At 53.5% G+C, this 25,891-nt stretch carries 22 protein-coding genes and 3 pseudogenes; 9 read left to right on the top strand and 16 right to left on the bottom strand.

Going from position 1 to position 25,891, the window contains the following annotated elements:
• Positions 1-38 precede the first annotated feature (38 nt).
• Complete coding sequence (locus tag ACR0EN_RS05635) at positions 39-1,358, bottom strand: extracellular solute-binding protein (RefSeq protein ID WP_170399683.1); 1,320 nt, start codon at positions 1,356-1,358, stop codon at positions 39-41.
• A gap of 399 nt (positions 1,359-1,757) precedes the next feature.
• Between ACR0EN_RS05635 and ACR0EN_RS05630 the strand changes: the two genes are divergently transcribed.
• A complete protein-coding gene (locus ACR0EN_RS05630) occupies positions 1,758-2,537 on the top strand; it encodes an MOSC domain-containing protein (RefSeq protein ID WP_170819494.1) in 780 nt (259 codons plus the stop codon).
• A gap of 443 nt (positions 2,538-2,980) precedes the next feature.
• A pseudogene (locus tag ACR0EN_RS05625) lies at positions 2,981-3,603 on the top strand (IS6 family transposase); the annotation flags it as partial.
• Between the two features lie 305 nt (positions 3,604-3,908).
• Here the strand turns inward: ACR0EN_RS05625 and ACR0EN_RS05620 are convergent.
• On the bottom strand, positions 3,909-7,523 hold the full coding sequence (locus ACR0EN_RS05620; protein WP_480585602.1) for an autotransporter domain-containing protein: 3,615 nt from the start codon (positions 7,521-7,523) through the stop codon (positions 3,909-3,911).
• Between the two features lie 352 nt (positions 7,524-7,875).
• A complete protein-coding gene (locus tag ACR0EN_RS05615; RefSeq protein ID WP_480585599.1) occupies positions 7,876-8,778 on the bottom strand; it encodes a LysR family transcriptional regulator in 903 nt (300 codons plus the stop codon).
• A gap of 107 nt (positions 8,779-8,885) precedes the next feature.
• On the opposite strand from ACR0EN_RS05615, the gene ACR0EN_RS05610 reads away from it, so the two are divergent.
• Genes ACR0EN_RS05610 through ACR0EN_RS05600 form a run of 3 tightly spaced genes read left to right on the top strand, consistent with a single transcriptional unit; the run spans position 8,886 to position 11,998 of the window.
• Positions 8,886-9,509 carry a glutathione S-transferase gene (locus ACR0EN_RS05610; RefSeq protein ID WP_170819491.1) on the top strand — a complete coding sequence of 208 codons (624 nt, stop codon included), beginning with the start codon at positions 8,886-8,888 and terminating at the stop codon, positions 9,507-9,509.
• 12 nt (positions 9,510-9,521) lie between these two features.
• Positions 9,522-9,998 (top strand): nuclear transport factor 2 family protein, encoded by a 477-nt coding sequence (locus ACR0EN_RS05605; protein ID WP_170567713.1) that lies wholly within the window; start codon positions 9,522-9,524, stop codon positions 9,996-9,998.
• A gap of 26 nt (positions 9,999-10,024) precedes the next feature.
• On the top strand, positions 10,025-11,998 hold the full coding sequence (locus ACR0EN_RS05600) for a pyridoxamine 5'-phosphate oxidase family protein (RefSeq protein ID WP_480585596.1): 1,974 nt from the start codon (positions 10,025-10,027) through the stop codon (positions 11,996-11,998).
• Positions 11,999-12,311: 313 nt separating this feature from the next.
• Here the strand turns inward: ACR0EN_RS05600 and ACR0EN_RS05595 are convergent, their stop codons facing one another.
• On the bottom strand, positions 12,312-13,307 hold the full coding sequence (locus ACR0EN_RS05595; protein ID WP_480585594.1) for an AraC family transcriptional regulator: 996 nt from the start codon (positions 13,305-13,307) through the stop codon (positions 12,312-12,314).
• A 137-nt stretch (positions 13,308-13,444) separates the two neighbouring features.
• Between ACR0EN_RS05595 and ACR0EN_RS05590 the strand changes: the two genes are divergently transcribed.
• Positions 13,445-14,272: an NmrA family NAD(P)-binding protein gene (locus ACR0EN_RS05590; protein WP_480585591.1), complete on the top strand. Its 828-nt coding sequence runs from the start codon at positions 13,445-13,447 to the stop codon at positions 14,270-14,272.
• 28 nt (positions 14,273-14,300) lie between these two features.
• Positions 14,301-14,735 carry a DUF4345 domain-containing protein gene (locus ACR0EN_RS05585; protein ID WP_480585588.1) on the top strand — a complete coding sequence of 145 codons (435 nt, stop codon included), beginning with the start codon at positions 14,301-14,303 and terminating at the stop codon, positions 14,733-14,735.
• 99 nt (positions 14,736-14,834) lie between these two features.
• Here ACR0EN_RS05585 and ACR0EN_RS05580 read toward each other — a convergent pair whose 3' ends face one another.
• Entirely contained in the window at positions 14,835-15,326 is a 492-nt protein-coding gene (locus ACR0EN_RS05580) for a P-loop nucleotide/nucleoside kinase family protein (protein WP_480585585.1), read from the bottom strand.
• Between the two features lie 16 nt (positions 15,327-15,342).
• Positions 15,343-16,242 carry a LysR family transcriptional regulator gene (locus tag ACR0EN_RS05575; protein WP_480585581.1) on the bottom strand — a complete coding sequence of 300 codons (900 nt, stop codon included), beginning with the start codon at positions 16,240-16,242 and terminating at the stop codon, positions 15,343-15,345.
• A 96-nt stretch (positions 16,243-16,338) separates the two neighbouring features.
• On the opposite strand from ACR0EN_RS05575, the gene ACR0EN_RS05570 reads away from it, so the two are divergent.
• Positions 16,339-16,986, top strand: coding sequence for a class I SAM-dependent methyltransferase (locus ACR0EN_RS05570; protein WP_480585579.1), 648 nt, complete (start codon positions 16,339-16,341; stop codon positions 16,984-16,986).
• A gap of 297 nt (positions 16,987-17,283) precedes the next feature.
• On the opposite strand, the gene ACR0EN_RS05565 is transcribed toward ACR0EN_RS05570, so the two are convergent.
• The 7 genes from ACR0EN_RS05565 to ACR0EN_RS05535 all read right to left on the bottom strand — a co-directional run bounded on the left by ACR0EN_RS05565 (position 17,284) and on the right by ACR0EN_RS05535 (position 22,521).
• Complete coding sequence (locus ACR0EN_RS05565) at positions 17,284-17,460, bottom strand: hypothetical protein (protein ID WP_223117796.1); 177 nt, start codon at positions 17,458-17,460, stop codon at positions 17,284-17,286.
• A 492-nt stretch (positions 17,461-17,952) separates the two neighbouring features.
• Positions 17,953-18,810 (bottom strand): SDR family oxidoreductase, encoded by an 858-nt coding sequence (locus ACR0EN_RS05560; protein WP_170819486.1) that lies wholly within the window; start codon positions 18,808-18,810, stop codon positions 17,953-17,955.
• A 63-nt stretch (positions 18,811-18,873) separates the two neighbouring features.
• A complete protein-coding gene (locus tag ACR0EN_RS05555) occupies positions 18,874-19,437 on the bottom strand; it encodes a TetR/AcrR family transcriptional regulator (protein WP_170403683.1) in 564 nt (187 codons plus the stop codon).
• A gap of 6 nt (positions 19,438-19,443) precedes the next feature.
• Positions 19,444-20,505 carry an NAD(P)/FAD-dependent oxidoreductase gene (locus tag ACR0EN_RS05550; protein ID WP_170819485.1) on the bottom strand — a complete coding sequence of 354 codons (1,062 nt, stop codon included), beginning with the start codon at positions 20,503-20,505 and terminating at the stop codon, positions 19,444-19,446.
• Positions 20,506-20,508: 3 nt separating this feature from the next.
• Positions 20,509-21,192: an SDR family NAD(P)-dependent oxidoreductase gene (locus tag ACR0EN_RS05545; protein WP_170423940.1), complete on the bottom strand. Its 684-nt coding sequence runs from the start codon at positions 21,190-21,192 to the stop codon at positions 20,509-20,511.
• A 3-nt stretch (positions 21,193-21,195) separates the two neighbouring features.
• Positions 21,196-21,864, bottom strand: a complete 669-nt coding sequence (locus ACR0EN_RS05540) for a cupin domain-containing protein (protein WP_170511673.1) — start codon at positions 21,862-21,864, stop codon at positions 21,196-21,198.
• Positions 21,865-21,900: 36 nt separating this feature from the next.
• Positions 21,901-22,521, bottom strand: coding sequence for a glutathione S-transferase (locus tag ACR0EN_RS05535; protein WP_170567688.1), 621 nt, complete (start codon positions 22,519-22,521; stop codon positions 21,901-21,903).
• 160 nt (positions 22,522-22,681) lie between these two features.
• On the opposite strand from ACR0EN_RS05535, the pseudogene ACR0EN_RS05530 reads away from it, so the two are divergent.
• A pseudogene (locus tag ACR0EN_RS05530) lies at positions 22,682-23,388 on the top strand (IS6 family transposase).
• A gap of 433 nt (positions 23,389-23,821) precedes the next feature.
• Here ACR0EN_RS05530 and ACR0EN_RS05525 read toward each other — a convergent pair.
• From ACR0EN_RS05525 to ACR0EN_RS05515, 3 genes and pseudogenes are all read right to left on the bottom strand, one after another.
• Positions 23,822-24,115: a hypothetical protein gene (locus ACR0EN_RS05525; RefSeq protein ID WP_170818006.1), complete on the bottom strand. Its 294-nt coding sequence runs from the start codon at positions 24,113-24,115 to the stop codon at positions 23,822-23,824.
• Positions 24,081-24,214 (bottom strand): annotated as a pseudogene (locus tag ACR0EN_RS05520) (IS5/IS1182 family transposase); the annotation flags it as partial. The gene ACR0EN_RS05525 and the pseudogene ACR0EN_RS05520, both read right to left, overlap by 35 nt.
• A 366-nt stretch (positions 24,215-24,580) precedes the next feature.
• Positions 24,581-25,657, bottom strand: coding sequence for a TIGR00180 family glycosyltransferase (locus ACR0EN_RS05515; RefSeq protein WP_480585570.1), 1,077 nt, complete (start codon positions 25,655-25,657; stop codon positions 24,581-24,583).
• Positions 25,658-25,891: the final 234 nt, after the last annotated feature.

Below are 25,891 nucleotides of genomic sequence, written 5' to 3'. Positions count from 1 at the left end.
GTAGAGCGGGTTTGCACCCGCTCCTGCCTGTGTCCGGACTAAAGCTTGCCTTCGTCTTCGAAGACTTCCGTCCAATCTTCGATCAGAAGATCAAGCGCTTCTTGAGCTGTGCCTTGGTCGGCAACCACGTAGTCGTGGATGCGCTTCTGCATTGCCAGCAGCAGTTCCGCGTAGGCAGGCTCTTGCCAGAAATCCTGCACCCCGGCCATTGCTTCCAGGAAGTCACCGGCGAACGGTTGGCTGTCTACGAAACCAGGATCTTCCAGCACCGAATTATGTGCTGAGTAGCCGCCTAGTTCCCACCATTTGGCCTGAACTTCTGGCTGCGCGAACCACTTAATGTACTCAAGCGCGGCGTCCTGTTTGTCAGAGTAGCTGACAACAGAGATACCTTGTCCGCCCAGTGTCGAGCCTGCCTGATTTTGTGGTGGGTTCACGAAGAAGTCGATCTTGTCACCACCGGTATTGGGATCGGCATAGAGACCCGGGAAGAACGCGAACCAGTTCATAGCCATGGCGACCTGACCGGACTTAAAGGCGTCCAAGCTCTCTCCCATGTAGGAGTTTGTGTATCCTGGGGGTGTCGCTGTTTTGTAGAATTCTTTGTAAAACTCTAGCGCTTCGACTGCTTCGGGCGAGTTTACGGCACCCTCCATATCGTAGGATCCTGGCGTGTTTTCATATTTGAAGCCCCACGGATAGAGCGCTCCGGTCACACCCATGGTGATCCCTTCGGACCCACGCTCAGTAAAGATCGCCGCACCGTAGACCGTCTTTCCATCGATCTCACGACCCTGGAAAAACTGCGCGATTTGCAGCAATTCTTTCTGAGACTGAGGTTCACGCAAATCTTGCCCTGTTGCTTCCTTGTACGCAGCTTGGATGTCCGGATTCTCGAACCAGTCCTTGCGATAGAACCAGCCGTTTGCATCCCCCATTGCGGGCAATGCGTAGTAGTTCGGAGTACCTTTAGGCCATGTCGAATAGGCGTAAACCGTTGCCGGCGCGAAATCGTCCATGCTGATGCTCTCGGCATCGAAGAAATCATTCAGTTTTACATAATGGCCGTTTTCAGCGCCCCCGCCGATCCACTGACTATCTCCGATCAACAGGTCGCAGAGCTTCCCGCCGGAGTTCAGCTCGTTCAGCATCCGGTCGGCAAAGTTTGGCCAGGGAACAAATTCGAAGTTCATCGTGTGGCCGGATTCTGCTTCGAATTCTTTTGATAGCTCAACAAGCGCGTTGGCCGGGTCCCATGCAGCCCAACAGAGCGTCAGGTCTTCAGCATTTGCCTTGGTAGAAAGAGTAGTAGCGGCAAGGACTATTGCGCTGGCCGAAGCCAGTTTTGTGTAAGTCATCCATTCCTCCCTTTTTTGCGCCGTCATTCGAGGATGTGCGAATCGCGGCATGTCTATAAGGCTATTTGAGGTACGCACCTCAAGTCCAGAAATATTTGAGGTTCGTACCTCAAAAAGGCGGAGAGGAACGTTCAATTCGCTTCTTAGTCGTTGATTATATGAGAATTTGTTTATTTTTCTTGATACGCATCTATTCTCGTCAGCGAGGTATTAAATGGCTCTATCGACTAAAATTGGCACAGCCTACAATCGCGGCCATCATGCGGCCAACGCGTTTAGCGAACCCTCTGCTGAAGCACTCACAGATTATTTGGTCGATACCTTTGAGAATTGGAGGTAGCGTCAAATAGCGCGGACCACTCGGGAACGTGTATAACTCGTTTGGTCAGGTGCAGACGTATGAACACACTCTCTATCGTCAGATTGAACCGCTATCCAATTAAAGGATTGAGTGCCGAGCCTATGCAAACCGTGACGCTGCGAGCAGGGGAGGGGATTCCAGGTGATCGCCTTTTCGGGTTCGCGCGCTACAACTCCGGATTTAACGCACAGAACCCTCAGCCTCTGCCGAAAGATCGCTTTGTTGTTCTATTAAATGAGGCCGCTCTGGCAGGTGTTAAGACGAATTTTGATATTGAGACCCAAGATCTTGTGATCAAAGCGAGCGGCAAAACACACAGCTTTAACATGCAAGCTGTAGAAGATCGGAAAAATGCGTCAAATTTCCTTTCTTCAGAGATCGGCTTAAAAGATCCCGAACCGCCAATATTCGTTTCGTCGGCTCCTCATCGGTTTACAGATGTGTCTGTCGTATCACCCAAAATGATGAACGCGATATCCGTTTTAAATTTGGCGTCTGTGGAAAAGTTGGGTGAAAAACTGAACGCAGAAATCCACCCAGCGCGCTTCCGGGCGAATATCGAGATGGACGGTTTACCTCCGTTTTCTGAGTTGGATGAAACTGGATCAGTTTTCAGATTTGGCGATGTTGAGTTAAAGATACTTTCACGCACGAAAAGGTGTGCAGCCACTGAAGTGAACCCGGAAACGGCCGAGCGGGACATGAAGATACCCTATCAAATTCGGGTGTTGATGGGTCATACGGACATGGGTGTCTATGTTGAGGTTGCTAAAGGCGGAACGTTGAGAGTCGGCCAAACTGGGGAAATCTTAAATTGAATGTTACTCACACCGCCAAAGTAGCAACCCCGGGCGGTTTGTCCCGCGTTCTCTCAAATGATTTGTGTCTACTCTTAGCAAAGTGGCGATTTCTGCCATTTGAGGCGTTACATCATTTCGCTTCGCAATGAGAAATTCTGCTACGACTTTTTGAACTTAGGAGGGCCTGTCGTGTACCGCGCTGAGTAGGACCTCCTCTGTCCAAAAACTGCATTGTAAAAAATCCGGCGTTCACCGGGCTGCAATCTTTGCACACTATATTGATATTGGGCTGCGACCTCGGGTCCTGCTTCCTTCAGAACGTAACCTATGGCAGCTTCCACTTTGAAAGCATGAAGATCGGGATTGCTGACGTCCATGGGAGAACATGGGTTCCGGTGTTGAAGTCGTTGAACAACCTCAATCTACCGATCAGTCCCGCGGTGCCTCTTTGTCCACCCGGCGTTGCGCTTCGGAATGTCGAAGATTTGTTGCACGCGCGAGGCATCGACGTGAGCCACGAAACTGTCCGGTATTGGTGGAACAGGTTTGGCCCAATGTTTGCTGCTGAGATCAGAAGAAAGCGTGTTCAGCTATTCAGAGCATACTCCAAATGGAAGGGCACGTGGACGAGGTTTTCGTGAAGGCGAATGGCAAGAGACACTACCTCTAGCGGGCCGTCGATCATGAGAGCGAAGTGCTGGAAGCAATCGTTACCAAACATCGAAACAAAGCAGCAGCACTGAAATTCCCCAAGAAATTGATGTAGCGATACGGTAAAGCGGAAACCGTCGTCACGGATCGCTTCGCATCGTACCGGGCCGCTCTTAGAAAGCTTGGCGCTACCGAAAAACAACAGACGGGCAGGTGGCTTAACAACCGAGTCGAGAATTCACACCTTCCTTTCCGACGGCGTGAACGCGCCATGCAACGTTTCGGGCGCATGCGAAGTCTGCAGAAATTCGCCGCCGTCCATTCCTCCGTATACAACCACTTCAACCAGGAAAGATCGCTAACCAGCCGAGACACCGTCAAGCTGACCCGCGCCGCTGCTCTTAGCGAGTGGCGTCAACTTTGTTCCGGGTAGGTTCGCGGTTTCCGTGGCAAACTGAGACTGGTTCGAATTCGTCTGACAGCACTTTGGTCCCGAAGGGCGGGAAGCTGACATTCTCTGCGGTTGCAAACCTATCCGGTAGCGGAGGCGAAATCCGACCTTCGCGGTCGACGCCTACGGCCTGATTCGAAAATACAAAAAAGCCCCTGTGATTTCGTAGGCGTAGATGGCTTGGACGTGCGTGACGAAACTAAACAGACGCTCCCATGTTAAGGCAGTCAGTTTGAAGAGGCTGTTAAGAACCAACATTTGACCAAACAATACGGCAATTCGTTGGTTTAGAACCTTATGGAAGCCGTGAGTTCTCCGACAACACTGGATCCACCACCAAAGGTTGATTGAAACTCGCCGCTGAAGCCTATCGATCGGTTTCCATCTGCAGAGGTATGTTCAAGCGTAAAGCCAAGAAACCCTGCAGCTTCATCTTCCGTTGAAGCTACGAAAGAAAAGGGTGTCGCTGCTACGATTGCGTCCACATCGTCGGATCCTGCATCAAAAGTTGCATCTACTCCAACGGCCCAGTTCAGGTAGGTACTCGATCCATTTGCGGCCTCGTAGAGGCGGGGCAAGTTCAATTGAGCCCGCGTGTTGAACAGCGAAACGTTCCGATCTTCGACAGTCAGCGGATACGCGGTTCCTGTTTCGGTATATTCATCAAGTTTCAGAAAGACATAGCTTGCGCGTGCACTGAAGAAGGCAGGAATTGGCAAGGCGTTGATGGGTGCCGAGATCGAGAGCGATGGCGAAACGAACGTGCCGTCAAAATCGCCTTTCGCTTCGCCGCCATCAACGTTTCGGGTCGCTTCATTGTCGGTTACGCCAGCAAGAAGCGCTGCGTTGAGGCTATATCGTCCGTAGTCCCTTTCGAGGTAAACGCCCCCAAAATATGACGTGATATCGGTATCTCCTGCGTCTTGATCCAGCGAGACATGGCTGTCGTCATATCCGACAAGAACACCAAAATCGCTGTTATCGATAAATTCACTCGTCTCGGCACCAACTACGAAACCGTACATACGATGGCTGAATCCAAGATTTGAACCGTCTTCTTCAACATCGCGATCTCCTCCGAAGGCTGAACCCCAGACATATGGGCCATTATCCTGTTCAACATACCCGAAAGGACCCAGGTTTCTGCTAACCTGGCCACCGGACGAGCCGGACGCATAGGGGCTGGCGGTGTCAATCGTATTGAACACCGCGTTGGTGAGATCGCTGATAAAGGTACCTTGGGCCGCGAATCCCGTCGTATCCACCGAAACCGCAGTGAGGCCATTGTTGGCCACAACGCCGGCCCCTTCAAAATTGACGACTTCGGGGGCGGATGCGAGGTCATTATCGTCACCCGATGCATCAGCAAAATTTACAACCGAATTCATCCCGCGCGCAAAGTTCAACGTGTCAATGTCATTCGGGTTCGTGCCCCCCATGCCATCGTTGCCATTGCCGAAATCGACCGATCCGTTCAGAATCGAGCCGGGCTCGAGATTCAACGTGTCGTTCCCATCGCCGCCATATACGATGGAAAAGCCTTCTCGACCGGTGATGCGGGCGGAGTTTGTGATTATTGCAGCGGCGTTGTTGTCGCGATCTTCGATCTCGATACCGTATTCGAACGCATCAATATTTCCGGTGTTCACAATGGTGATTGAACCGGCTCCGTCCACGTCCACTTCGATCCCGTTATTGTCCAGCGAACGCAACGCCCCGCTGTTGGTCACACGGGCATCGCCGTCACCGTTTAGTTCGATATCGATCGCGTCGGAATCGGCGGTGAGCTGGGCAGAGTTCACAATGCTGACATCGCCGCTTCCCTCGACATCCACTTCGATCGCATCGTCTTCGCGAGAGGTTATCCGCCCCGAGTTTCTAATGAAGACATCGCCATCTCCGAAGATTTCGGCGTCAATTCCCTCGTCGTTTCTGGCGGTTATGGATGCAGCGTTTGTAATGCTTATGTTGCCGTTCTCGGTCACGTGGGCGAAGATTCCGTCAACTTCGGCATCGATGGTACCGGATGCCGAAATAGTAACATCGCCGTTTCCGTCTATTTCAGCGTTAATGCCATCAATATTTTCCGCCGCAATTTCACCCGACGCTTCAACCGAGATGTTTCCGTCGCCAGCAACAAAGCTGCGGATCCCGTGTTCGCTTGCTTCGATATCACCGTTCATCGTGATCGAGATGTCGCCGTCACCATCAACTTCGGCTTCGATGCCGTCATCCGAACCGGCGCGGATATCACCTGTGACCTGAATGTTGATATCACCGGAGTCCTCGGCATCAGCGTCAATGCCGATCGCATCGCCAGTGATATTGCCCACCACAGTGACGTCAATCACACCTCCGGGGCTGCCGGTTTCCACATCAATTGCATCGCTATCGAGGGATTGGACGTCGCCCGTCACATTGACGGTCACATTCCCGTCCTCCGCGTCAGCAAAGATCGCATGTTCTTCTTCAGCAGAAATGTTGCCGTTAGAATTGACCGTTACGTTGCCTGTTCCATTTGCTACGCCGTAAATCCCGTATTCTCTGCCAGTAATATCCCCGATGCTGTCGACGACGACATCACCAGCGCCATTCACCGTGGCGTTGATACCGTCGCCCGCTGCTGCGCCGCTGACATCGCCCCGGTTCGAAATTGTAATGTCGCCATCATTGGTCAGAAGCGCGCGGATGCCGTCCCTTGCGGACGAAATATTGCCCGACGAAGTGACGCTGATATCTCCGTTTCCGCCCCGTTGGCGGACAAAGATACCATCGGCGTTGTTTCCTTCTGTCGTGATATTTCCGGTCGAGCGGATCGTGATGTTGCCATCACCGTCGTCTTGCCGTGCAAAGATCCCGCGGGCGTTATTTCCAGAAGTCGAGAGGTTGCCCTCGGATTCAACTGTGATATCCCCATCGCCGCCATTTTGACGCGCCAAGACGGCGTTCGCGTTGTTTCCTTCTGTTGTGATGTTTCCGGTTGATTGGATCGCGACATCGCCATCGTCATCGCTTTGCTGTCCAAGTATACCGCCAGAGTTGTTTCCAGCCGTCGAGATATTGCCATTCGACACCACCGAGACATCCCCTTCGCCGCCACTCTGAAGAGCGGTGATGCCTGTTGATCGATTTCGAATTGTGCTGATATCGCCCGCTGAGTTGACCGATACCGTGCCGTCTCCACCGTCCTGATTGGCGTAGATTCCGTATGAACGGCTGCCCGATGTGCTTATACGACCCGCTGAAACCACTGACACATCGCCATCACCACCTTGTTGCGTAGCGCCGATACCGGCGCTTCTGCTGCGTCCAGATGTCGTGATATTGCCGGTCGAGTTAACCGAAATGGCACCGTCACCCTCAAGATCGGATCGAATGCCAAAGGATCGACGTCCGTCGGTTGCAATTTCGCCCGTCGATGTGATCGAAACATCCCCGTCGCCGTCCGCATCCACAACAATCCCATCCGCGCCGTTCCCCGTCGTGACAATGCCGTCAGTTCCATTCGTCTGGATGTTAAGGGTTACGTTACCTGTTGGTGTGCTGAAAGCCACTCCGTCTGTTCCACCGCCCGGTGCAATTCCCGGAGCAGTCACGTTATTGATATTGAGCGTTTCGATTGCTGGCCCGTTTGCCTGAACACCCGTTGAAACATCTCCCGTACAGGTGGCGAGGTCACCCGCAACACTGCACGGACCGTTTGATGGAGGAACAACCGTTTGCGCGATCGAAGGAGTTGCCACTCCAATCGATGCACCCAAACCTATCGCACCGGCAGCAACTGGAGCAGCGAAAGCGCGATATGCAGCGGATTTTCCTTGATGGTATTTGCTCGTCTGCGCTTTGGAAAGTGCCGCTGTACGACGGCGCGCTTTGCGGTTCAAACCGCTTACTCGTAACATCTTGTTCACCCCTTAAGAGTGGTCTGGAAACCACCGCAACTTTTTTGCGCGAAAACCTCCGCGTATTTGTTAGCAGCAAAAAAAAGATGGCTTTTTGATGTTCCGATTAACGATATATTAACGAATTTCTGACTGGTCTTTTGTATGATGCAATTTGATCACATGCATGCTCTGAAAAAACCGGCCAGCGGCAGCTCCCTACTTGGATCCGGTGGAATGATAGAATTATTCAAATAACCTCCATCTGTCTGCATGAATGCCAAACGGGTTTAGAACTCGTGCCCACTCAAATTTCTGCTGAGCGCTCTTAGCGCAGAACTTCGGATACACGTCGAATGTCTGCAACGGGCCGTCAGCGCTTTCCATCAGGACATAAAGCCGTGTCGCCTGCTAGGTGATCCAGAAGCGCGCGCACCCGAGTTGTAATGCGCCTGTTCTGTGGAAATAATGCAGCGACGACATATGGCGACACCCGGTTCTCCGGAAACAGCTCGACCAGATCGCCGGACCGTAAGGCATCTGCGACTGTATATGCCGGGCACCGTGCGATGGCGGCGCCTTGTTCAGCAAGGCGAGCTGACGCTGCGGGAGCATTCATTCGGAAGCGTCCGGTCACTTGGACAGCCTCTTCTTGGCCGCCAAAGTCGAACCTCCACACTGTAGGCTCTGTCATATTGCCATCGAGGATACACTCATGTTTGGCCAGTGCCCGTGGATGGTCCGGGCGCCCTGCGCGTTCCAAATAGGTGGGTGAGGCACAGACAACCAAGGGCATGCGGCCCAATTGCCGAACCTTGAGCGAGCTGTCCCGCATTGGGCCAATCCTGACAGCAAGGTCGAGGCCTTCTTCAACAATCGACGCTCTGCGATCAGAAAACTTCAGATCGAGCTCTACATGGGGGTGTTTCTCAGCGAATTTGGCGAGCGAAGGTACCAACCGCAATGCGCCAAACCCCGTTGGCGCCGAGATATGGATCACACCGCGAAGGGAGGCCTGCTCATTTCTGACCCTGTCTTCGAGTTCGTCGAATCCGTCGAGAAGCGGCTCGCACAACATCAGGTATGTTGCACCCGCATCTGTCAACGACACGCTGCGGGTCGTGCGATTGAGCAGCTGTACACCAAGCGCGTTTTCCAGATCAGCGACGTACTTACTGACCAAACGCGCAGACCGCCCCATGCGCTGCGCAGCGACGGTGAACGACGTGTTCTTTGCAACCAGCGCAAAGGCCCGCATGCGGTCTATCTTGTCCATCCCATTGCGCCTTTTGAGGGCTTAAAGTTCGTCAAATATAGGAGATTATCATCAAGAAGCGCAATGTATATTGCTTGTTCAACACCTGCAACCAACCGGAGAAACCCATGTCCAACGCTGTTCGTATTCACCATTTCGCCAAATCTGGCCATGCACACCGAGCTTTGGTCTTTGCGAAACTTGCCGGGATTGCACATGAGGTTGTTCCCGTCGATCTGGCAGCTGGCGCGCATAAGTCGCCTGAATTTCTTGCCATGAACCCAAATGGGCAAGTGCCCGTCCTTGAGGATGGCGAGGTTGTTGTGTCCGACTCGAACGCGATTCTTGTCTATCTTGCGCGGACATATGCGCCTGATTGGATACCGAGTGATGCGGTCGGAGAAGCAAACGTGCAGCGTTGGCTCACTTTAGCGGCTGGAGAGATTGCGTTTGGTTCTTGCGCTGCGCGGTTGATCACCGTCTTTGGCGCGCCGCTGGACCCGAACTTTGCAGCCGCGACTGCCGAAAAAGCGATGCAGAAACTGGAGCATGGGCTCACGGGCCGCGACTGGCTCGTCGGCGAAAAACCCACGATCGCTGATGTGGCTAACTACTCCTATACGGCACACGCGCCGGAGGGGAATGTCTCTCTCGAGCCATACCCGAATGTCCGTGCCTGGCTCGCTCGGTTTGAGGCCTTGCCCGGTTTTGAAGCGATGCCGGCGACGGCTGTTGGTCTTGTTGCAGAGTGAAAGGGCAAACCCATGACGACCGAAGCCCAACGGCATCCTTTGCCACCGTTCTCAAAAGAAACCGCCATTCAAAAGGTGCGCTTGGCTGAGGACGGCTGGAACGGCCGGGATCCGGCCAAGGTCGCGCTGGCCTACACGCCGGACAGCAAGTGGCGCAACCGGATCGAGTTTCCCCAAGGGCGCGATCAGATTGAGGAGTTCTTGACCCGGAAATGGGCCAAGGAACTGGACTACCGTCTGATCAAAGAGCTTTGGGCACATGACGGCAATCGCATCGCGGTCCGCTACGCCTATGAGTACCACGATGACGGCGGAAACTGGTTCCGGGCCTATGGCAATGAAAATTGGGAGTTCGACAAGGATGGCTACATGGAACGCCGGTTTGCCAGCATCAATGAACACCCCATCCAAGAGGCGGACAGAAAGTTCCGCTGGCCGCCGGGGCGCCGTCCGGATGACCACCCCGGTCTGAGCGATCTCGGGCTCTAGCGTGGCTCTGGTGAAAGGATCAAGCGATGGCACAGATACATAAATCGCACAGAGGTGAGTTGATGCTGCAAGAGCGGCGTCTCACTCCCAAAGAGGTGAGCGATGCGATTCCGCACTACATCGAAAGCGATATGCCGAAACAGCATGCGGATTTCTTTGCGGGTCTGTCCTATTTGCCGCTCGCAACGCTTGATCGTAATGGGCGTCCGTGGGTCAGCCTTCTGGTTACACAATCAGACAGCGACCCTTCTGTTGGCATTCAGGTTGCGGGCCAGAACACCACGCATGTGGTCGCGGAAACCAATCCGCATGATCCCTTTGTGCGTGCTGTGAGCCAGGATCCCGCATCGGGCCTCGAAGCTCGGCTCTTTGCCGGGGTTGGGATCGATTTCGGTAACCGCCGACGAAACAAAATTGCGGGCTCCATACGTACCGCAGATGTCGAGGGCGAGGAGAAGATCAGGTTACAGCTGTTGTCCGATCAGCACTTGGGGAACTGTCCAAAGTACATTACAGTCCGTTCCTTAGGGTACACGCGACGCAACCCTGAAATTATCCATGACGGCTTCGATGTGCACTCATCTGTGCTGTCGAATGAGGCCAAATCCGTCGTGGCGCGCGCCAGCACCTTGTTCTTGGCGACAAAACATACAAGCGATGCCACCACTGCAGGCGCTCAGACTGACATGGGCGTCAATCATCGCGGCGGCGCGCCCGGCTTTACCCGGCTCTACGAGGAGAACGACGGGGCGCGGGTTACGACCTATTTGGTTCTGCCCGATCATTCTGGCAATCGCTTCTACCAGTCGCTGGGCAATATCGAAACGGACCCGAAGGTTGGGCTGGTCTTTCCAGACTTTGAAACCGGCGAGATCCTCTACATTACGGGGGATGCTGAAAATCTGCTTGGGGATGACGCAGATGCGCTGATGCCGCGCGTGAGCCTGCTGACACGTATCAAGGTAACGGGCGCGGTTTTTGTGCGTGGAGGCCTAAACCTCAAGCTGGCATCAAAAGAGCAACTCTCCCCCTACAATCCGCCGGTCAAATATTTGCGCGCAGAGTTGGAGAAGATGGGGCATGCAATCAAGGCGCACGACGCCGCTATCCCGTTGACCGCCAAGCTTATCGCTACAAAACCCCTGTCCAGCACAATCAGTACCTTCGAATTCGAGTTGTCTGAGGCAATCAATGCCCCATTGCCTGGTGGCTTTGGCGTCTTTGACTTCTCCGACCTGGTGGACGCCGGATACAGCCACATGAACGAGACAAACCCTCAGCTTGTGAACGAGGACTACGTCCGCACATGGACGCTTTCCGGAGCGCCAAAGTTTGACGAAGAGAACAACGCGTTTCGCACGACCAATCGGATCAGTGTTACGGTCAAACGCAAACCAGGCGGTCTGATGTCCAACCTCCTGCACAACTATGCGGAGAAGCTGATCACGTACAATCTTCCAGTTAAATTCAAGGGCACCGGAGCGGGCTTTTCCTGTTTTTCCGAAGTGGCTGAGGGCAGCCCCCCAAAGTTCCCAGCAAAGATGCTTTGGATCGCGGGTGGCGTTGGCATCACCCCGTTCATGGTGATGTGGGACGGAGTCAAACAAGTGGTAGAGACTTATCCGCAGGACCAGCCCATCGATATCGTGTTTCTGTTTTCCGGTCGGGACGATGACATTGCAGTTCTGCAGCACTTTGCGAAAAAAAACAGCTCTGTTTCGGACCAGGTGACACTACGTATTGTCGCGTTTCAAAGCGCAGGCGAAAACGCATTGGCTGCGAAATCCGCACGCGATGATCTGAACGCGACTTTCACCGACCAGCTGCTGAAGATTGAGGAGCGACGCATGCAAAGCGAAGACGTTCAATCGGTCGCGCATCTCGGAATGCGAGATGTGTACATGTGCGGTCCTGAAGCTATGATGACCAGTACGGAGGCGGCGCTCAACGGGCAGGGCGTTGAGGAAGCAAGACGCCACCGCGAGACATTTGTGTTTTGATAGGGAGACAAAAAGCCTGCCCATGACGTCTCCGGGCAGCATAATCAACTCTATGATTGGGTGTTGGAAAGGTTTTCACCAAGTCGAAACGATACCGGTTTCCTCAGTGCTATCCCGGATCGATGACCGCTATGTGGGCTGCACTCGCGGAAACTGATCGCTCCGCGCAAGGCCCGGTTTGAGCCGTTGGATGTATCGTGGAGAACGGGAAAGGCGCTTGCGCTGCGTCTGCACCGAAGTCTGCAACGAGCCTGAAGCCGACCTGTTTAGACTCAAAGCAAATACGCTTTTCGCAAGACGTGTCTATTTTCGACTAAACAGCGACTTGTGACTGATGTTGCAGCTTGCGGACTTTCCCTGGAGGCATGTTAAAAACCCGTTTGAATGCTTTGTTAAAAGAAGGTTCAGATAGGTACCCGATCTCAGCCACGATTTGCGAGATTGGTTGATCGGTAGCAATTAATCGTTCCCGCGCCAGATGCATTCGCCAAGTTGCGAGGTATTGTATTGCCGGCACACCGACGAGTTCGGTAAACCGTGCGGAAAATGCCGATCTGGACATACCTGCAACCTGTGCAAGAGACTCGACTGTCCAGTTTGCTGCAGGTGCGCGATGAATGGAAACAATGGTGCGGCCAATCTGTTGGTCTCTGGCGGCTTTCAGCCAACCTCGATTGGCGTCGGGCGCACTGTTCAACCATCGGCGAATAGCCTCGATGACAACCACATCGGCCAAGCGTGTAATCACTGTTTCGCCGCCCGGTCGTAATTCACGCGCCTCTCTTGCAATGAATTGCAAAGTTGCTTGTAGCCAGCTCCCTGCATCCTCTTCCCACGGATCGATTTTGAGCACGTCGGGAAGCAAGGCCATCAACATGCCGCTGGCCGCGTGATCTATCCTGACGAGCCCGTACATGATGCCGGTCTCGGCTCCACCACCGCCGTGCTCTAGCGTTTCGTAGAGCTCCGTCACCTTGCGTATGGGCAGTTCTTCCAGTTTCAAAAGTGGGGTGTCTTTTGAGCTGGAGAACCCAACTGGCGCGCCATTTGTCATCAGAACCAAGTCGCCTTTCTCGACTTCAAACGGCACATCTTCTCCGACCCTCATAAAGCAACGCCCGTGCGTAATGACCGCAAAGCTCAGTATTTCGGGGAAACCCGGTATAGAAACGCCCCAAGGCGCAGACATGCGCGACTGGCAATAGAATGTACCCGTCAGTTTCAGAAGATGAAGAATTTCCCCGAGCGGATCACCGATTGGCTGCGCCATTGCATGGGGGTCGGGAATATGGGGGTTGATCTGGCTCACTGCACCAGACTGTTCGATATCTCCCCAATTGTCCACAGTATTTGGATGAATGGATAAAAAGTTAGGACAATGCAGACTTCTTCATCCTTCGTGCTTACCTATTTTGGGGTCATTGACTGATTTTACGGAGATGACCGATGACACAGCAAACCATTCTCGTACTTGGCGCAACAGGTAAAACCGGATCACGTATCGTGACGCGCCTTGAAGACAGGGGCCATGCAGTTCGGCGTGGATCGCGGAATAGCAAAACCCCATTTGATTGGGAAAAACCGCAGACATGGCCCGCAATCCTGGACGGTGTTTCTGCCGCCTATATATCCTATTTTCCTGACATCGCCTTTCCGGGCGCGGTCGAGCAAGTTGCGGCCTTTTCGGCATTGGCTCGAGAAAAAGGACTGCAGCGACTTGTGCTGTTAACAGGTCGCGGAGAATTTCATGCCGAACGTGCCGAAGGGGTTGTTCGGAACTCCGGTGTGCCCTTTACGATCGTCCGTGCGGCGTGGTTTGCGCAAAACTACTCTGAAGGTGCATTGCTGGAGCCGGTAATGGCCGGTGTGTTGCCCATGCCCGCAGGTGACGTGCGTGAACCGATCATCGACGTGGACGACATTGCCGACGTTGCCGTCGCCGCCTTGACCGAGGAAGGACACACTGGCGAGCTGTATGAAGTTACAGGGCCGCGTCTCATGACATTTGCCGAAATGGCTGCCGAACTTTCGCGCGCAATGGGCAGAACCGTGCAATATGTGCCGATTTCGTTTGAAGACTTCCATGCGGAAATCATCAACGCGAGCGGAGAGATGATTGCTGACGTGATTACTGACATAGCGAGGGAAACGCTTGATGGTCGCAATGCGAACACTGCGGACGGTGTTCAACGTGCCTTGGGGAGAGCTCCGCGCGATTTCTCTGATTTTGCTGATGAAGCCGCAAAGTCTGGCGCTTGGGCACAAGCTGCATGAGTCGGTCTGACAACAAAGGAACACAATCATGACGTTTGACGTAAAACGCAGGCTTGTCCTGGGGTTGGCGGGTCTTGTTGCAGCCACCCTGGGGCTGATCATCACGCTGGCCCCACTGGCCTTTTACTCCAGCTACGGCATTGATATTTCGCCGCAACCGAACTTGATGAGCGAATTGCGCGCACCTGCTGCCAATCTGGCTGCACTTGGCCTGATCATTCTGTCGGGAGCGCTATACCAAAAGATGGCCCAGACATCAGCTTGGCTTGGAGCCACTGTGTTCTTCGCCTTTGCCGCGGGGCGCGTGGTCAGCATTATGCTTGATGGACGACCATCGGACAGCATCCTTTCTGCTCTTGGGATAGAGATGGTACTTGGACTGCTGTGTTTGTGGGCCGCGAGCAAAGGGCGGCTAACGAAAGCTGGCATGCACCTCATGTCGTTGCGTAAACTTCGGATTTGAGACACAGTGAAAGCTGCCTGAGTGCATTTGGCCATTCACCGATACAGAGTGGGTGGCCAAAATATCTGAGTGACTCCGCGAAATACTGAATGGCTGGCGCTACCGATTGTGAGTTATGACGTTAAAACCTTCTTCGTGTGATGGTGCCTCGAAATACCTCGCCAAACGCCAATATTGATCTTCCGTTGCTGCAAAGGCATGCGCACCTTCACTGTTGCGCTTGTGCAGCCGGCGCAGACAAACCTCATCCGGCAAGTCCAAAAAGTGAAGCTGGTGCGTCGCAGCAGTTTCTTCCAGCAGCTTGCGCATCCAGGCTCTGTTTTCAATTGTGTTCGCCGGAAAGTCGAGAATGACAGAAACCCCGGCCTTCAGCAACGATGCGATGTGCCGCCCCATGACCGGCCGCAATTTCAAAGCGCAATTTACATAATCCTGCAGGGAGTTCATCTGGTCGCCGAATAGGACGCTAAGCCATTCATCTTCTGAAATGAGCACCGCCCCGCCGCTATTCGCAAGTTTCGCCGCCAGACTTGATTTTCCTGAGGCGACTTTACCACAAAGCAAGTGAAGCGTTGGTTGGACCTGTGACATAGGGTGAACTCCCGGACTACCTAATGGCCCCTGTGCTCAGTTGATCTGCAAGTTGATCAAACACCAACCTGATCCTTCGCGCAGTATGTAATTCCGAGTGCGTCGCCAGCCAAATCGGGAACTTAAACGGCTCTCGGTCGGGTAGCACGCGCTCCACACCTGGTGTCAAGGCAGCCACGTCATCCGACATTACACTGATGCCAAACCCTTGGCGCACCAGCTCCCAGGATACAATTCCGCTTTGCGAGCCAATCCGGAAACTCTTTCGAGTGACCTTAACGCCCGCCGGATCGAGAAAACCGATCATCGTGTCAATGTCGCCAAACCCCACGAAATCCAACTTCGCGAGCTCGTTTTCATTTTTCGGCCTTCCCAACTGATCAAGGTACGCAGGTGCTGCGTAAAAATGTGCCGTCGCCTCGGCAACAAGCTTTGCGGTCAGATCTGGTTGCGTCGGGCGTACATGTCGGATGGCGATATCAGCCTCACGTCTCTGTATGTCTTGTAAGTCATTGGCAGCAACGACGTCGATCTCAAGACGCGGTGCTGCAAGTCGGATCTTTTTCAGTATAGGCGGCAGCTGATAGGCAGACATCACATCTGACGCGGTGATCCTGACTTGCCCTTCGACAGTTTGCGACTGGCTTGTAGCAGTAAGGGAGATCCTGTGCGCGACATCCGCCATTTCTCTGACATGCAACAAAAGCTCGGCGCCAGCGGTCGTTAGACTAAGCGATTTACCAACTCTTTCGAACAGGGTGATCCCAAGCGCCAATTCCAGCGCCGCAACCTGACGACCGACAGTAGGTTGAGTTTGCTCGAGAACGCGCGCCGCTGCGGAAAACGAGCCTTCTTCAGCTGTCGCAAGAAAGGTCCGTACCTGATTCCAGTCGAAATTGATGGCATTCCAGTTCATGCATTTATGCATAACACTTCTACAAATTATGGCAATTTAATAAATGTGCGTATGGATGTATGGGATGCGACAACAAACTTGAAAGAGAGTAATAAAATGGCTGCTTTGTCCAAAGATGCCGCGTTCTGGAGCAGAATCTCGCGAAAGTATGCGGCGGACCCAATCCGGAACATGGAATGGTATCTGAACACACTCGAACATACGAAGTCGCACCTAAAAGCAGAAGACAGTGTACTGGAAATCGGTTGCGGGACGGGTTCAACCGCGCTGTTGCTTGCACCGCATGTCAACCATATCACCGCCTCGGATCTCGCTCCGGGCATGATCGAGATTGCCAACGAGAAGCGTGCTAAAGAAGGACTGGAGAATGTCACTTTCAAGGTGGCCGAAGTTCTCGAGCACGATCCTGTTGAAGGTGGTTACGATGCGGTTTTGGCGCATAACCTGCTTCATCTCCTGCCTGATTTGGATCAAGCGCTAGAGCATATTGCCAAATTGACAAAATCCGGTGGGGTTTTCATATCCAAAACGGTGTGTGCGCCTGAGAATGGTGGGTTCAAGTATGCGATGATCAGTCGTGTCGCGATCCCTATCATGCAGTTTTTTGGGAAAGCCCCGTTTGTGAATTTCGTGTCTATGTCGATGCTTGATAGGAAAATTGAGCGTGCAGGCTTTGAAATCCTGTATACTTCCGATCAAGCCTCGATGCTCCAGAGTCGTTATGTTGTTGCGCAAAAACCTTGAAGCTCTAGTTCATTCAGCTTTGCAAGTGGAAACGCTATCTGTGTCACATCACCAGTAACAGTAAATTCCTGAATGAATGGACTGCATTCAGGTTTGTTTCCACCTTTAGAAAGCTATTGCGATTGGCGGCGTTGCCCGAAAACCATGAGTTAATAAGAACCAGATGTTGCGGCCGCGGCGAAAGTAAGGTCTGTCGGGCCGCAATTCAGCGTTGAGAACTGTTTGCCAATAGAAGGTCTGAGCCGTCCACACGAACGGCCCAAGTGTTTAGATTTCGATAGCTTCTGCAATGGCAAATCACTTAGTGATGGTCCAAAGCGCCATTTGATCGGTTTTTCCGCGGGCATTGTAGGCGGGAAGTTGGGATAGCATTTTGTTAACTTCATCGGACAGTTGTTCCCTGACAGCATCCGAGATCACCACTTCTACTCCGAAGTCTCTGGCAGCACTTTCTATCCGGGCGACGGTGTTCATTGTGTCGCCCAGCAAGGCTAAACGAGTGAGTGCTTTTTCATGATTCTGTGCGAAATTGTTGGGTTCGACGGTGAGTCTGTCGGGCGACCGGATCGAAGGCCCTGCGTTGGATCAGGCAAAGCTCCCACCGCGGGGTGTTATCATTGGATTGTCGGACGCCGCGATTGCCTGCAGGCACCTTTTCTCTAAGCGGTCTGGCTTATACCCCAGACCAATTCGAGAAACGGCGACATTTGGAAGATGCTGAATGGTCTATCACAGAGTGAAATGACGTTACGCGTACAATGGTTTTCATGGCGCTGGTCGCGAAAAGCTTTACGACATTGCCGACAGAAACCGATCCGAAAAGGATCAGGGATTGTACGCATGATCGACGCGTGCTGGTGTTCCTCGACATCGCAAAAAGCGGACGTCGCCGTTGATGCAGCATGGAAACCTGTGGCAATTGCAGCAAGGCTGCCGCATTCCGAGCAGACTTACACCAGTAAGGTTTTAGCGTAGGAACTGCTCAATCACGGCTGCTTGTTGCTTTTTTCCATCCGGGTCTGCTTCGGTTTTCAGGCGAGTAAACGCCTCACCCCAGTTTGAAGTGCGAACGCGGATCGGCGGGTCAGAGGCTTCAACCACGCCCATGACAACTGATGCCACTTGTTCCGAAGTTTGATAGATATCGCTGCCATCCATTCGCGCCTGAGCGCCGCCGATATACTTCTGGAGAATAGGTAGATACTCATCCTCAAGCATCCCGCCCGTGGCCTCGACATGTTTAAGCACATTGGTCGCAAACTCGGATTGAATACCGCCCGGTTCAACTGTCGAGAAATGGATACCGAAATTGGGCGTGACATAGCTGGCCAGAGCCTCAGTGTATCCCTCAACGGCGAACTTTGCGGCGCAGTAGATCTCGTTGAACGGCTGACCCACAAGGCCGCCTACGGATGAGATTGTGATGACGTGGCCCGAGCGTGCTGCGCGCATGTGTGGCATCACCGCTTTTGTGCAGCGCACGACTCCCATGAAATTCACATCCATGACCCAGGCGACGTCTTCTTCGCTGGCTTGTTCGGTTGTGCGAACAAATCCAGCACCCGCATTGTTGATCAGCTTATCGATCCGCCCCTCGTTCGCGATGATCTGATCGACTGCGGCGTTTACGCTGGCGCTGTCTTGCACGTCCAGCTCAAGCACGTTGAAATTGACGCCAGCGTCAGAGGCGGCCGCATCCAAGATGCCGCGCTTGGCGAGGTTTCGCATAGTAGCGTAGACAGTATGGCCCGCATGGGCCGCTTGTACGGCGATTTGAACACCAAGGCCGGTTGACGTGCCGGTGATCAGAATGACTTTGGGCATAATGGAAGCTCCGAATATCAAATGAATTGCTTGCGGCAACGATCCGATGTGTCGGGGCGAAGGTCAACAGCGGGACTTTAAAACGCCCAAAGCCTCATCGAAGGTATTCACATTCTCTTCTGCGCGCGCGGTCAGATGCGCGCCTTCCAAAAGGGCCAGTATCGCACGGGACTCCGAGATCGGATCGGTGATACCGGTGATTGACTTGTCCTCTTGGCCAAGCTTCAGGATCTCTTCGATTTGGGTAACCATCATGGCGCGGAATTTTTTGATCTTTTGGATCACGTCATCCGAAAGGCTTTCACGGCTGCTGATAAGCGACACGCAGAGGCACAAGGTTTTCCCGTCATTGAGTGCATCCCGGTAGAGGTCGATCAGGGCCAGCAATTGCTCGGCCCCGGTTTTGTGTTCTACCCGGATGCGGTTGCACTCTGCCTGCAGGGTCTCATGATAGCGACCCATGAGTGCCGCCGACAGCGCCGCTTTGGTCGGGAAATGATAGTGGATTGACGCCTTGCGAATACCCACCGCCTCTGCCAGATCGGCATAGCTGAACCCGTCAAACCCCCTCGCGCGCGCAGCGTGTTCGGCAACATCCAGAAGGGCCGTCTTGGTATCACTCGTCATACGTGCTCAAACCTTTTCCGTCATGATCAGGGCCAGCGCGTTTTCCGCAGACTCCAGGGCGCCTTCGATATAGCCCCCGAACTGTGGTGCAACTTCGGTCCCGCCAAAGATTAGTCGGCCATCCCACAGACGGGTCATCGCATGGGGCAGCCCGTATTGCGGATGAGCGTATAACGGCTGTTGATCCGCTTCGATAGAGGTGAACGGGTCAAAGGCCCAATCTTTGACAAAGAGTGTCTTTGGCTCCGCAGCTTCGGCGCCGAACAGCCGGGACAGTTGCTCTTTGAGCAACTGCCTCAGCCGTTCTTCGTTGCTGCGGGTGCGCGGGGGTAAGCCGATAAAGCCGAACAACGCGTAAGGTCCGCCCTCGGCAGGGGAGGCGTCGTGTATTTCCTCCATCGGCCCCCTGCGGCTCATCGCGTCACCGGACAGCCCGGCCGTGCGCCAGAACGGGGTATCATAGACAGCGATGACTTTGGCCTGACCGGCCATCCAAGTCGCGATCCCAGTCATTGCCGCTAAAGCTTCATCTGGTAAAGCAGGTGAGAACGCGATCTTGCTCGCCACGCGAGGAGGGAGGGCCAGTACGATTTCCTGAGCATGAATGACCTGCCCAGTTTGAGCGGTCGCGGTGATCCCAGACGCAGACTTCTCTAACCCGACGATAGGCGCGGATAAGATGAGCCGCTTCGGCGGTATCTCAGCGGCAAGCGCATCAGTGAGGGCGCCCAGACCACCTTTCAAGCGATAAGATCCTTGCATCGAGGCAAACCCGCGATCGCGCTCGACCTGGCCGATCTCGTTTTCAAAGCTGAGAGCGCCTGTTGAATATTGCTCGAACCACTCCAGTCCGAGCCGCTTTATTAACGCTGCAATACGCGGCTGTCCGGGCCAGAACCAGGCTGGACCCATGTCGAAATACCCACCCTCCAGCCTTTCCGTCAGGATACGCCCGCCCGGACGATCCCGCGCTTCGACCAGCAGGTAGTCATGGCTTTGTGTCTGTAGCTGTCGCGCAAGGCAGAGGCCAGAAATGCCTGCTCCAATGATCAGAGTTTGCGTCTGCATCGCTCAGAACCCCTCAGATGCCGGGCGCAGGTCCAGCTCATGGGTCCAGGTGGATTGCGGTTGATGAGCCAACTGCCAGTAGGCCTCGGCAATCTCGTCCGGTTTCATCATCTTCGACTGATCCAGCGAGTGCAAATCCCGCGAGCGGGGTGTATCGATGATCCCGTCCAGAACGACGTGCGAGATATGTACGCCAGCCGGTTGATATTCACGAGCCAGCGATTGTGTCAGCCCGCGCAGGGCGAACTTAGCCGACGCAAAAGCGGAAAACCGTGGGCCGCCGCGCAGCGACGCTGTGGCCCCCGAAACGATCAGCGCGCCACCACCGCCGCGCACCATCGGTTGCAGAACACATTGCCCCAGCAGGACCAAAGATTGCACCATTGATGTCCACGTTCTCTGATAGTCTTCCAATGCGGTTTCGGGGAATGGCGCGATCACCAGCTCAGCCGTATTGTGCACCACGATCTTCGGCGGGCCATGCGTAGCGATCAATTCAGAAATCACTGGTGCAACCGCACTCGGATCGGACAGATCGACCTGATGAAACGGCGCGATCGTTTCCTGCGGCTGCGTCCGTCCAAGACCAATGGCCGTCATGCCACCTGCCTGAAACCGCGCGAGAAGGGACTGGCCAAGGCCAGCCCCCGCACCGGCGACAATCGCCAGAGGTTTCTTGCTACTCATGAATTAAACCACCGGTGGCTGTGCAAAGGGCAGGTGGCCAGTCTTCATCCAGACCTTCGCCCCGTCTGGGCCAGCCATAGCCGACAGCGCTTCACCCTCAGGCAGGCGTAGCCAGTCGTTCTTTTTCAGCACGTCACCGCCTGAGGTCAGCGATCCGCCAATCATTAACAGCTCGATACCACCCGGCGCATTCGAAGTAATCTCGGTGCCTGCATCAACATGGCTGTAAGTGACAACCTCGCGGTCGTCCTTGTGCAGCGTCGCAGTGGCGACCCCGTTCACGGGTGCGGCCAGTTCGTCGGCCATGGTTTTGCGGAACTGATTGCGATCATCCATGTCGAATTGCCAGAGTTTGACGAAGATCGTGCAGCCGGGTTCTGAGCCGGGCGTGTGCTCGGTCGTTGGGGGATTGCGCACATAAGTGCCTTCGGGAAAATCGCCATGTTCATCCTGAAAGACGCCGTCCAAAACTATGAACTCTTCACCACCCGTATGGGTGTGGGCCGAGAATTTGCTGCCTGGTGCATAGCGCACAATGGTGGTGGCGCGGGCGACTTCGCCACCAATTCGGTCCAGCATGCGCCGGTCCACACCCTTCATGGGCGAGGCCTGCCACTCAAGCTGATCAGAGTGAACAACGACACGCGAAGAGAAGTCCGAGTTGAGTTCCATGGGAGGGGTCCTTTCAACTTAAATGGCAGTTCTCGCTTAGCCGGCGATAGATGGACGGGCCGCCATCTTAGCACGCCAAGCTTGCAGGTTGGTCAGGGTTTCAGGAATTTCAACTTTGGCAAAATCGGCGAACGCCAATCCTGCAAAGGCGGTGATATCGGCCACAGAGAATGTGTCTCCGGCCAAGTATTCGTTTTCGGCCAATACCGCATCCAGATAGGCCATTGTGTTTCCGGCAACCTCTTTCTGTTTGTTGCCCCATTCGACGCATTGATAGGTTTCCAGGTCCGGGCCGAGGCCAGGTGTGGCATGGTGGAAGTAGGTGCCGACCGCATTCAACAGACCGTTTTCCGCGCGCAGATTCATCATCGAGATTCGGGCGCGCTCTTGCGCAGTCACGCCGGTCAATGATGGGCCATCGAAGGTTGCGTCGATATATTCAGTGATCGCGTTGCATTGAGCGATGTGCGATCCATCTTCCAGTTCCAAACAAGGCACCGCGGCATCGGGGTTTTTGGCTTTGAACTCAGGCGTACGATGTTCGCCGCCCATCACATCCACAGGGATGAATTCAACTTTGTCTGACGCGCCTTTTTCAGCCAGCGCAATACGAACACGGGCAGGGTTCGGGAACCCTTCGACATCATAAATCTTCATCTGAGTGCCTCCGTCGGGGTTTGTGCTTCATACTATCTACCTATCAATAGGTAGATAGTATTACAAGCCTTTTTTACGTCTTGTCAGATTGAATTGCTCTGATGGTCTTGTCAGAAGAACTTTGCTTGAGCGGGGCAGGGTGGTTGCATAGCATTTAGGAATGACCAAACCTGCCTCCTTCAAATACTTCAAAACCAGCCTCGAAATCATCCGCCTGGCGGTGATGCTGTACATCCGATTTCCACTCTCGCTTCGGAATGTCGAAGATCTGCTGCACGAGCGAGGTATCGATGTCAGCCACGAAACTGTCCGATATTGGTGGAACAGGTTTGGCCCGATGTTCGCCGCTGAGATCAGACGGAAGCGTGTGCAGCAACTCCGAACCTTTTCAAAATGGAAGTGGCACGTGGACGAGGTCTTTGTGAAAGTGAATGGCAAACGGCATTATCTTTGGCGCGCTGTGGATGACGAAGGCGAGGTGCTGGAAGCAGTTGTAACGAAGCGCCGTAACAAAGCTGCAGCACTGAAATTTCTCAAGAAATTGACGAAGCGGCACGTCTGCGCCGAAGAGATCGTCACAGATCGCTTCGCTTCCTACAAGGCTGCCCTTAGAGATTTGGGTGCTCTCGAAAAACAACAGACGGGCAGGTGGCTAAACAACCGCGTCGAGAATTCGCACCTGCCGTTTCGACGACGCGAACGCGCGATGCAGCGTTTCAAGCGCATGCGAAGTCTACAGAAATTCGCCTCCGTCCATTCCTCCGTGTACAACCACTTCAACGAGAAAGAGCGCTAGCCAGCCGAGACTCCTTCAAGCAGACACGCACCGCCGCTCTTAGCGAGTGGCGTCAACTTTGTTCCGGATAGGTTCGCGGTTTTCGCGGCAAACTGAGACTGGTTCGAATTCGTCTGACAGCACCGCCACTCATACCTGTCTCACTTCAGTTGTGTTTTTTGACCCGGAATTGTTCCGCAATTCCCGCGAGTTGACGCATGCGCTTTCAATCAGAGTCGGAGCAGTTCGTACACTCGGATCACGATTCAGGCCCCAGTCTCAGTGCCGCATTTTGGTGGGATCGCTTTGGGCAGGATTTCCCTGATATCCGGCAATTCAAAGGGAATTTTTGTGAAACGGGTCTGAGTTCAGTAATTTCACCTGTCAGAACTGAATGTCTTACAGGGGGTTAATGTTGCAAATTCCCTAAAAGGTGGAGCAGGTAATTTTCTCGTGCGAACGGGGAATTGTTCCGCCGGATCAGGGAGGGCGAAGTCTGTATCAGGGACGCAGGATCTGGAGATGTCAGAAGCCGAACAGGCGTTCCTGTTCGGACCAATCAAGTGGGTGGGTCACGCTGACCAGACGCTTGAGTGTAAGTTCGGGCGGCTGGGTGCCGTTGAGAAGCGCGGCCTGAATCTTCGGTGAGAGAAACGCGAGCTGAGCACGGGCAAGGATGAAAGCGCCGGGGACGCTTTCACGCCGCGCAACTTCCATCAGTTGAACTCCAGCTTTCAGATCACGGGTGCAGCCATGGCGCGGATCAACATGGACCGGAGGTGGGGATCGGGTTGCGCCTTTGGTATCTTCGCCTGTCATATTTGTAGGTTTTTTGCGCTGTTTTCCTCCGGGGACACAGGCGCGTATCCCATTGTCTTTCAATGCTTCACGGAACCAATTGGTATCGTACGCGCGATCAGCGAAGGCAACACTTGCAGGTATCGAAGACACACACATGATCCGCGGAGGATAAATTACGCCTGGACTCGGTTAGTTTCAACGCATCGCGGATTTGGCTGCTTTACCTGTTGATCCGACGAAATTTCCACGCTCAGCGATAAATTTCGCGACAGAAATCCGCCCTTTGAAAGCAGGCCCACTTCACTTTCTTTCAAGCGTTTCTGGGGAAAAGCGTATATTAAACCGTGGGCTAATGATCTGCTTTGGTTTTTTTGGTTCGGGCCTCGGCTTCGCACTGTTCTCCGAGCGGCGCGCAGAAAACATCTTAGCAAGTTTGCGCTTAATCTTTCGTCTCATCCATTTACTCCTTAACGAGGCGTTCTGTCATGGCCGCGAAATACCGCCATTGGTCGAAGCCAAAAAATATTCTATTGAATCGTACTTTTCCGGCTCACCGTGATTATCTGAATTAGCCTCACTAATTTCCAACATTGCGTCGACAACCTTCCTTAGATTGCCTCCAAGTTTCTTTTGCTCTGCTGTACCTTGACGAAATAGATCTTGAAACGCGTCATATTGTTTGCGCACAGTTTCATCACGGAACAGCGATGAACACCCAAATCCATCCAAAAACTGCGGGCTGCCACCTGTCCAATGGGCAATTTTCATTGCAATCAGTTTATCTGCGATTGACCGAGCTTCTTGATTGTCAATTGCCGTAGTTGAGGCAATTTTTTCAGCATAGTAATCTCTCAGGTTTAAGGTTTCTTGTGCATGCTCCAGATAATGCAGACGGCTGGGCGGTCCAAACCTACTATGAGTGGCTAGTTTTGTGGTGAAGTAGCCAATTTCTGGCAAGGCCTTGATTTTCCCAGCCAGACAGTCGTGGAGGCCGACATTATAGTCGCCAAATATTTTCATGGCATTAAGCTGTAAGTTGTTACATCTTTCAAGGTAGTGATCGCGGCGTGTCGCAGCATAACTGGTCGCGAAGGCCCATTGGCTGTATTTAGACAGACGAGAAACTATGTCTTCGTCTTGAAGGCTGAATGCATGAAGAAATTTCGCGTTGAACTGATCTTCGTCTAACATTGACAGGCAAATGATCCCGCCGATAGCGACGACGTGGTCGTGGTTTGCGCGCAGGAATTCAACACCTTGATAGAGTGTATCAAGCACAGGAAAATCATCATCTGCTCCGACGAAGATAATGTCATCATCCAACCCGCTCACACAATCAACCATGCGGTCCCGAAAATGCAGATCGGAATCGTACTCCTTATATTCGATCTGCAAAAGACTGTCGTTGTCACGTACCGCTTCCTCATAAGCAGCAAGGTATGAATGATGACTGCCATTGGCGATCACCACACGTTGTCCCGGATTGAACTCGCCCAGATACTTAAGGAGAAAGGACAAAGACATTGGACGGTTACGTGTGGGAATAACTAGAGGGACCATGGTGCATCCTTATGCGGCTAATACCGGAGATCTAGTGGGCTACACGGCGTCGAATTATGGTCTATTAGAAATTTGACGGTGTAGATATGCGGTCCAGCGCGGCTCATAACTTGATATTTTCGCATGTGTCCAACCCCAAAACACGATCGAAGTCAATCTGTGAAAATATAGGTGCTGGCAACTGAACTGGAATTATTCCATGCTAACCAGCTTCTGACTCTTGAATTTTTGGCT

The sequence above is a fragment of the Ruegeria sp. AB7 genome, assembly GCF_056542625.1.
This window is presented reverse-complemented; position numbering and strand designations above follow the sequence as displayed.

Coding starts and splice junctions, on each gene's coding strand:
- ACR0EN_RS05605 (WP_170567713.1), top strand. CDS start 9,522: ATGACGACCGAAGCCCAACGGCATCCTTTGCCACCGTTCTCAAAAGAA.
- ACR0EN_RS05550 (WP_170819485.1), bottom strand. CDS start 20,505: ATGCAGACGCAAACTCTGATCATTGGAGCAGGCATTTCTGGCCTCTGC.
- ACR0EN_RS05545 (WP_170423940.1), bottom strand. CDS start 21,192: ATGAGTAGCAAGAAACCTCTGGCGATTGTCGCCGGTGCGGGGGCTGGC.
- ACR0EN_RS05570 (WP_480585579.1), top strand. CDS start 16,339: ATGGCTGCTTTGTCCAAAGATGCCGCGTTCTGGAGCAGAATCTCGCGA.
- ACR0EN_RS05585 (WP_480585588.1), top strand. CDS start 14,301: ATGACGTTTGACGTAAAACGCAGGCTTGTCCTGGGGTTGGCGGGTCTT.
- ACR0EN_RS05535 (WP_170567688.1), bottom strand. CDS start 22,521: ATGAAGATTTATGATGTCGAAGGGTTCCCGAACCCTGCCCGTGTTCGT.
- ACR0EN_RS05615 (WP_480585599.1), bottom strand. CDS start 8,778: ATGGACAAGATAGACCGCATGCGGGCCTTTGCGCTGGTTGCAAAGAAC.
- ACR0EN_RS05565 (WP_223117796.1), bottom strand. CDS start 17,460: ATGAACACCGTCGCCCGGATAGAAAGTGCTGCCAGAGACTTCGGAGTA.
- ACR0EN_RS05620 (WP_480585602.1), bottom strand. CDS start 7,523: ATGTTACGAGTAAGCGGTTTGAACCGCAAAGCGCGCCGTCGTACAGCG.
- ACR0EN_RS05610 (WP_170819491.1), top strand. CDS start 8,886: ATGTCCAACGCTGTTCGTATTCACCATTTCGCCAAATCTGGCCATGCA.
- ACR0EN_RS05630 (WP_170819494.1), top strand. CDS start 1,758: ATGAACACACTCTCTATCGTCAGATTGAACCGCTATCCAATTAAAGGA.
- ACR0EN_RS05560 (WP_170819486.1), bottom strand. CDS start 18,810: ATGCCCAAAGTCATTCTGATCACCGGCACGTCAACCGGCCTTGGTGTT.
- ACR0EN_RS05580 (WP_480585585.1), bottom strand. CDS start 15,326: ATGTCACAGGTCCAACCAACGCTTCACTTGCTTTGTGGTAAAGTCGCC.
- ACR0EN_RS05635 (WP_170399683.1), bottom strand. CDS start 1,358: ATGACTTACACAAAACTGGCTTCGGCCAGCGCAATAGTCCTTGCCGCT.
- ACR0EN_RS05575 (WP_480585581.1), bottom strand. CDS start 16,242: ATGAACTGGAATGCCATCAATTTCGACTGGAATCAGGTACGGACCTTT.
- ACR0EN_RS05525 (WP_170818006.1), bottom strand. CDS start 24,115: ATGACAGGCGAAGATACCAAAGGCGCAACCCGATCCCCACCTCCGGTC.
- ACR0EN_RS05555 (WP_170403683.1), bottom strand. CDS start 19,437: ATGACGAGTGATACCAAGACGGCCCTTCTGGATGTTGCCGAACACGCT.
- ACR0EN_RS05515 (WP_480585570.1), bottom strand. CDS start 25,657: ATGGTCCCTCTAGTTATTCCCACACGTAACCGTCCAATGTCTTTGTCC.
- ACR0EN_RS05590 (WP_480585591.1), top strand. CDS start 13,445: ATGACACAGCAAACCATTCTCGTACTTGGCGCAACAGGTAAAACCGGA.
- ACR0EN_RS05600 (WP_480585596.1), top strand. CDS start 10,025: ATGGCACAGATACATAAATCGCACAGAGGTGAGTTGATGCTGCAAGAG.
- ACR0EN_RS05540 (WP_170511673.1), bottom strand. CDS start 21,864: ATGGAACTCAACTCGGACTTCTCTTCGCGTGTCGTTGTTCACTCTGAT.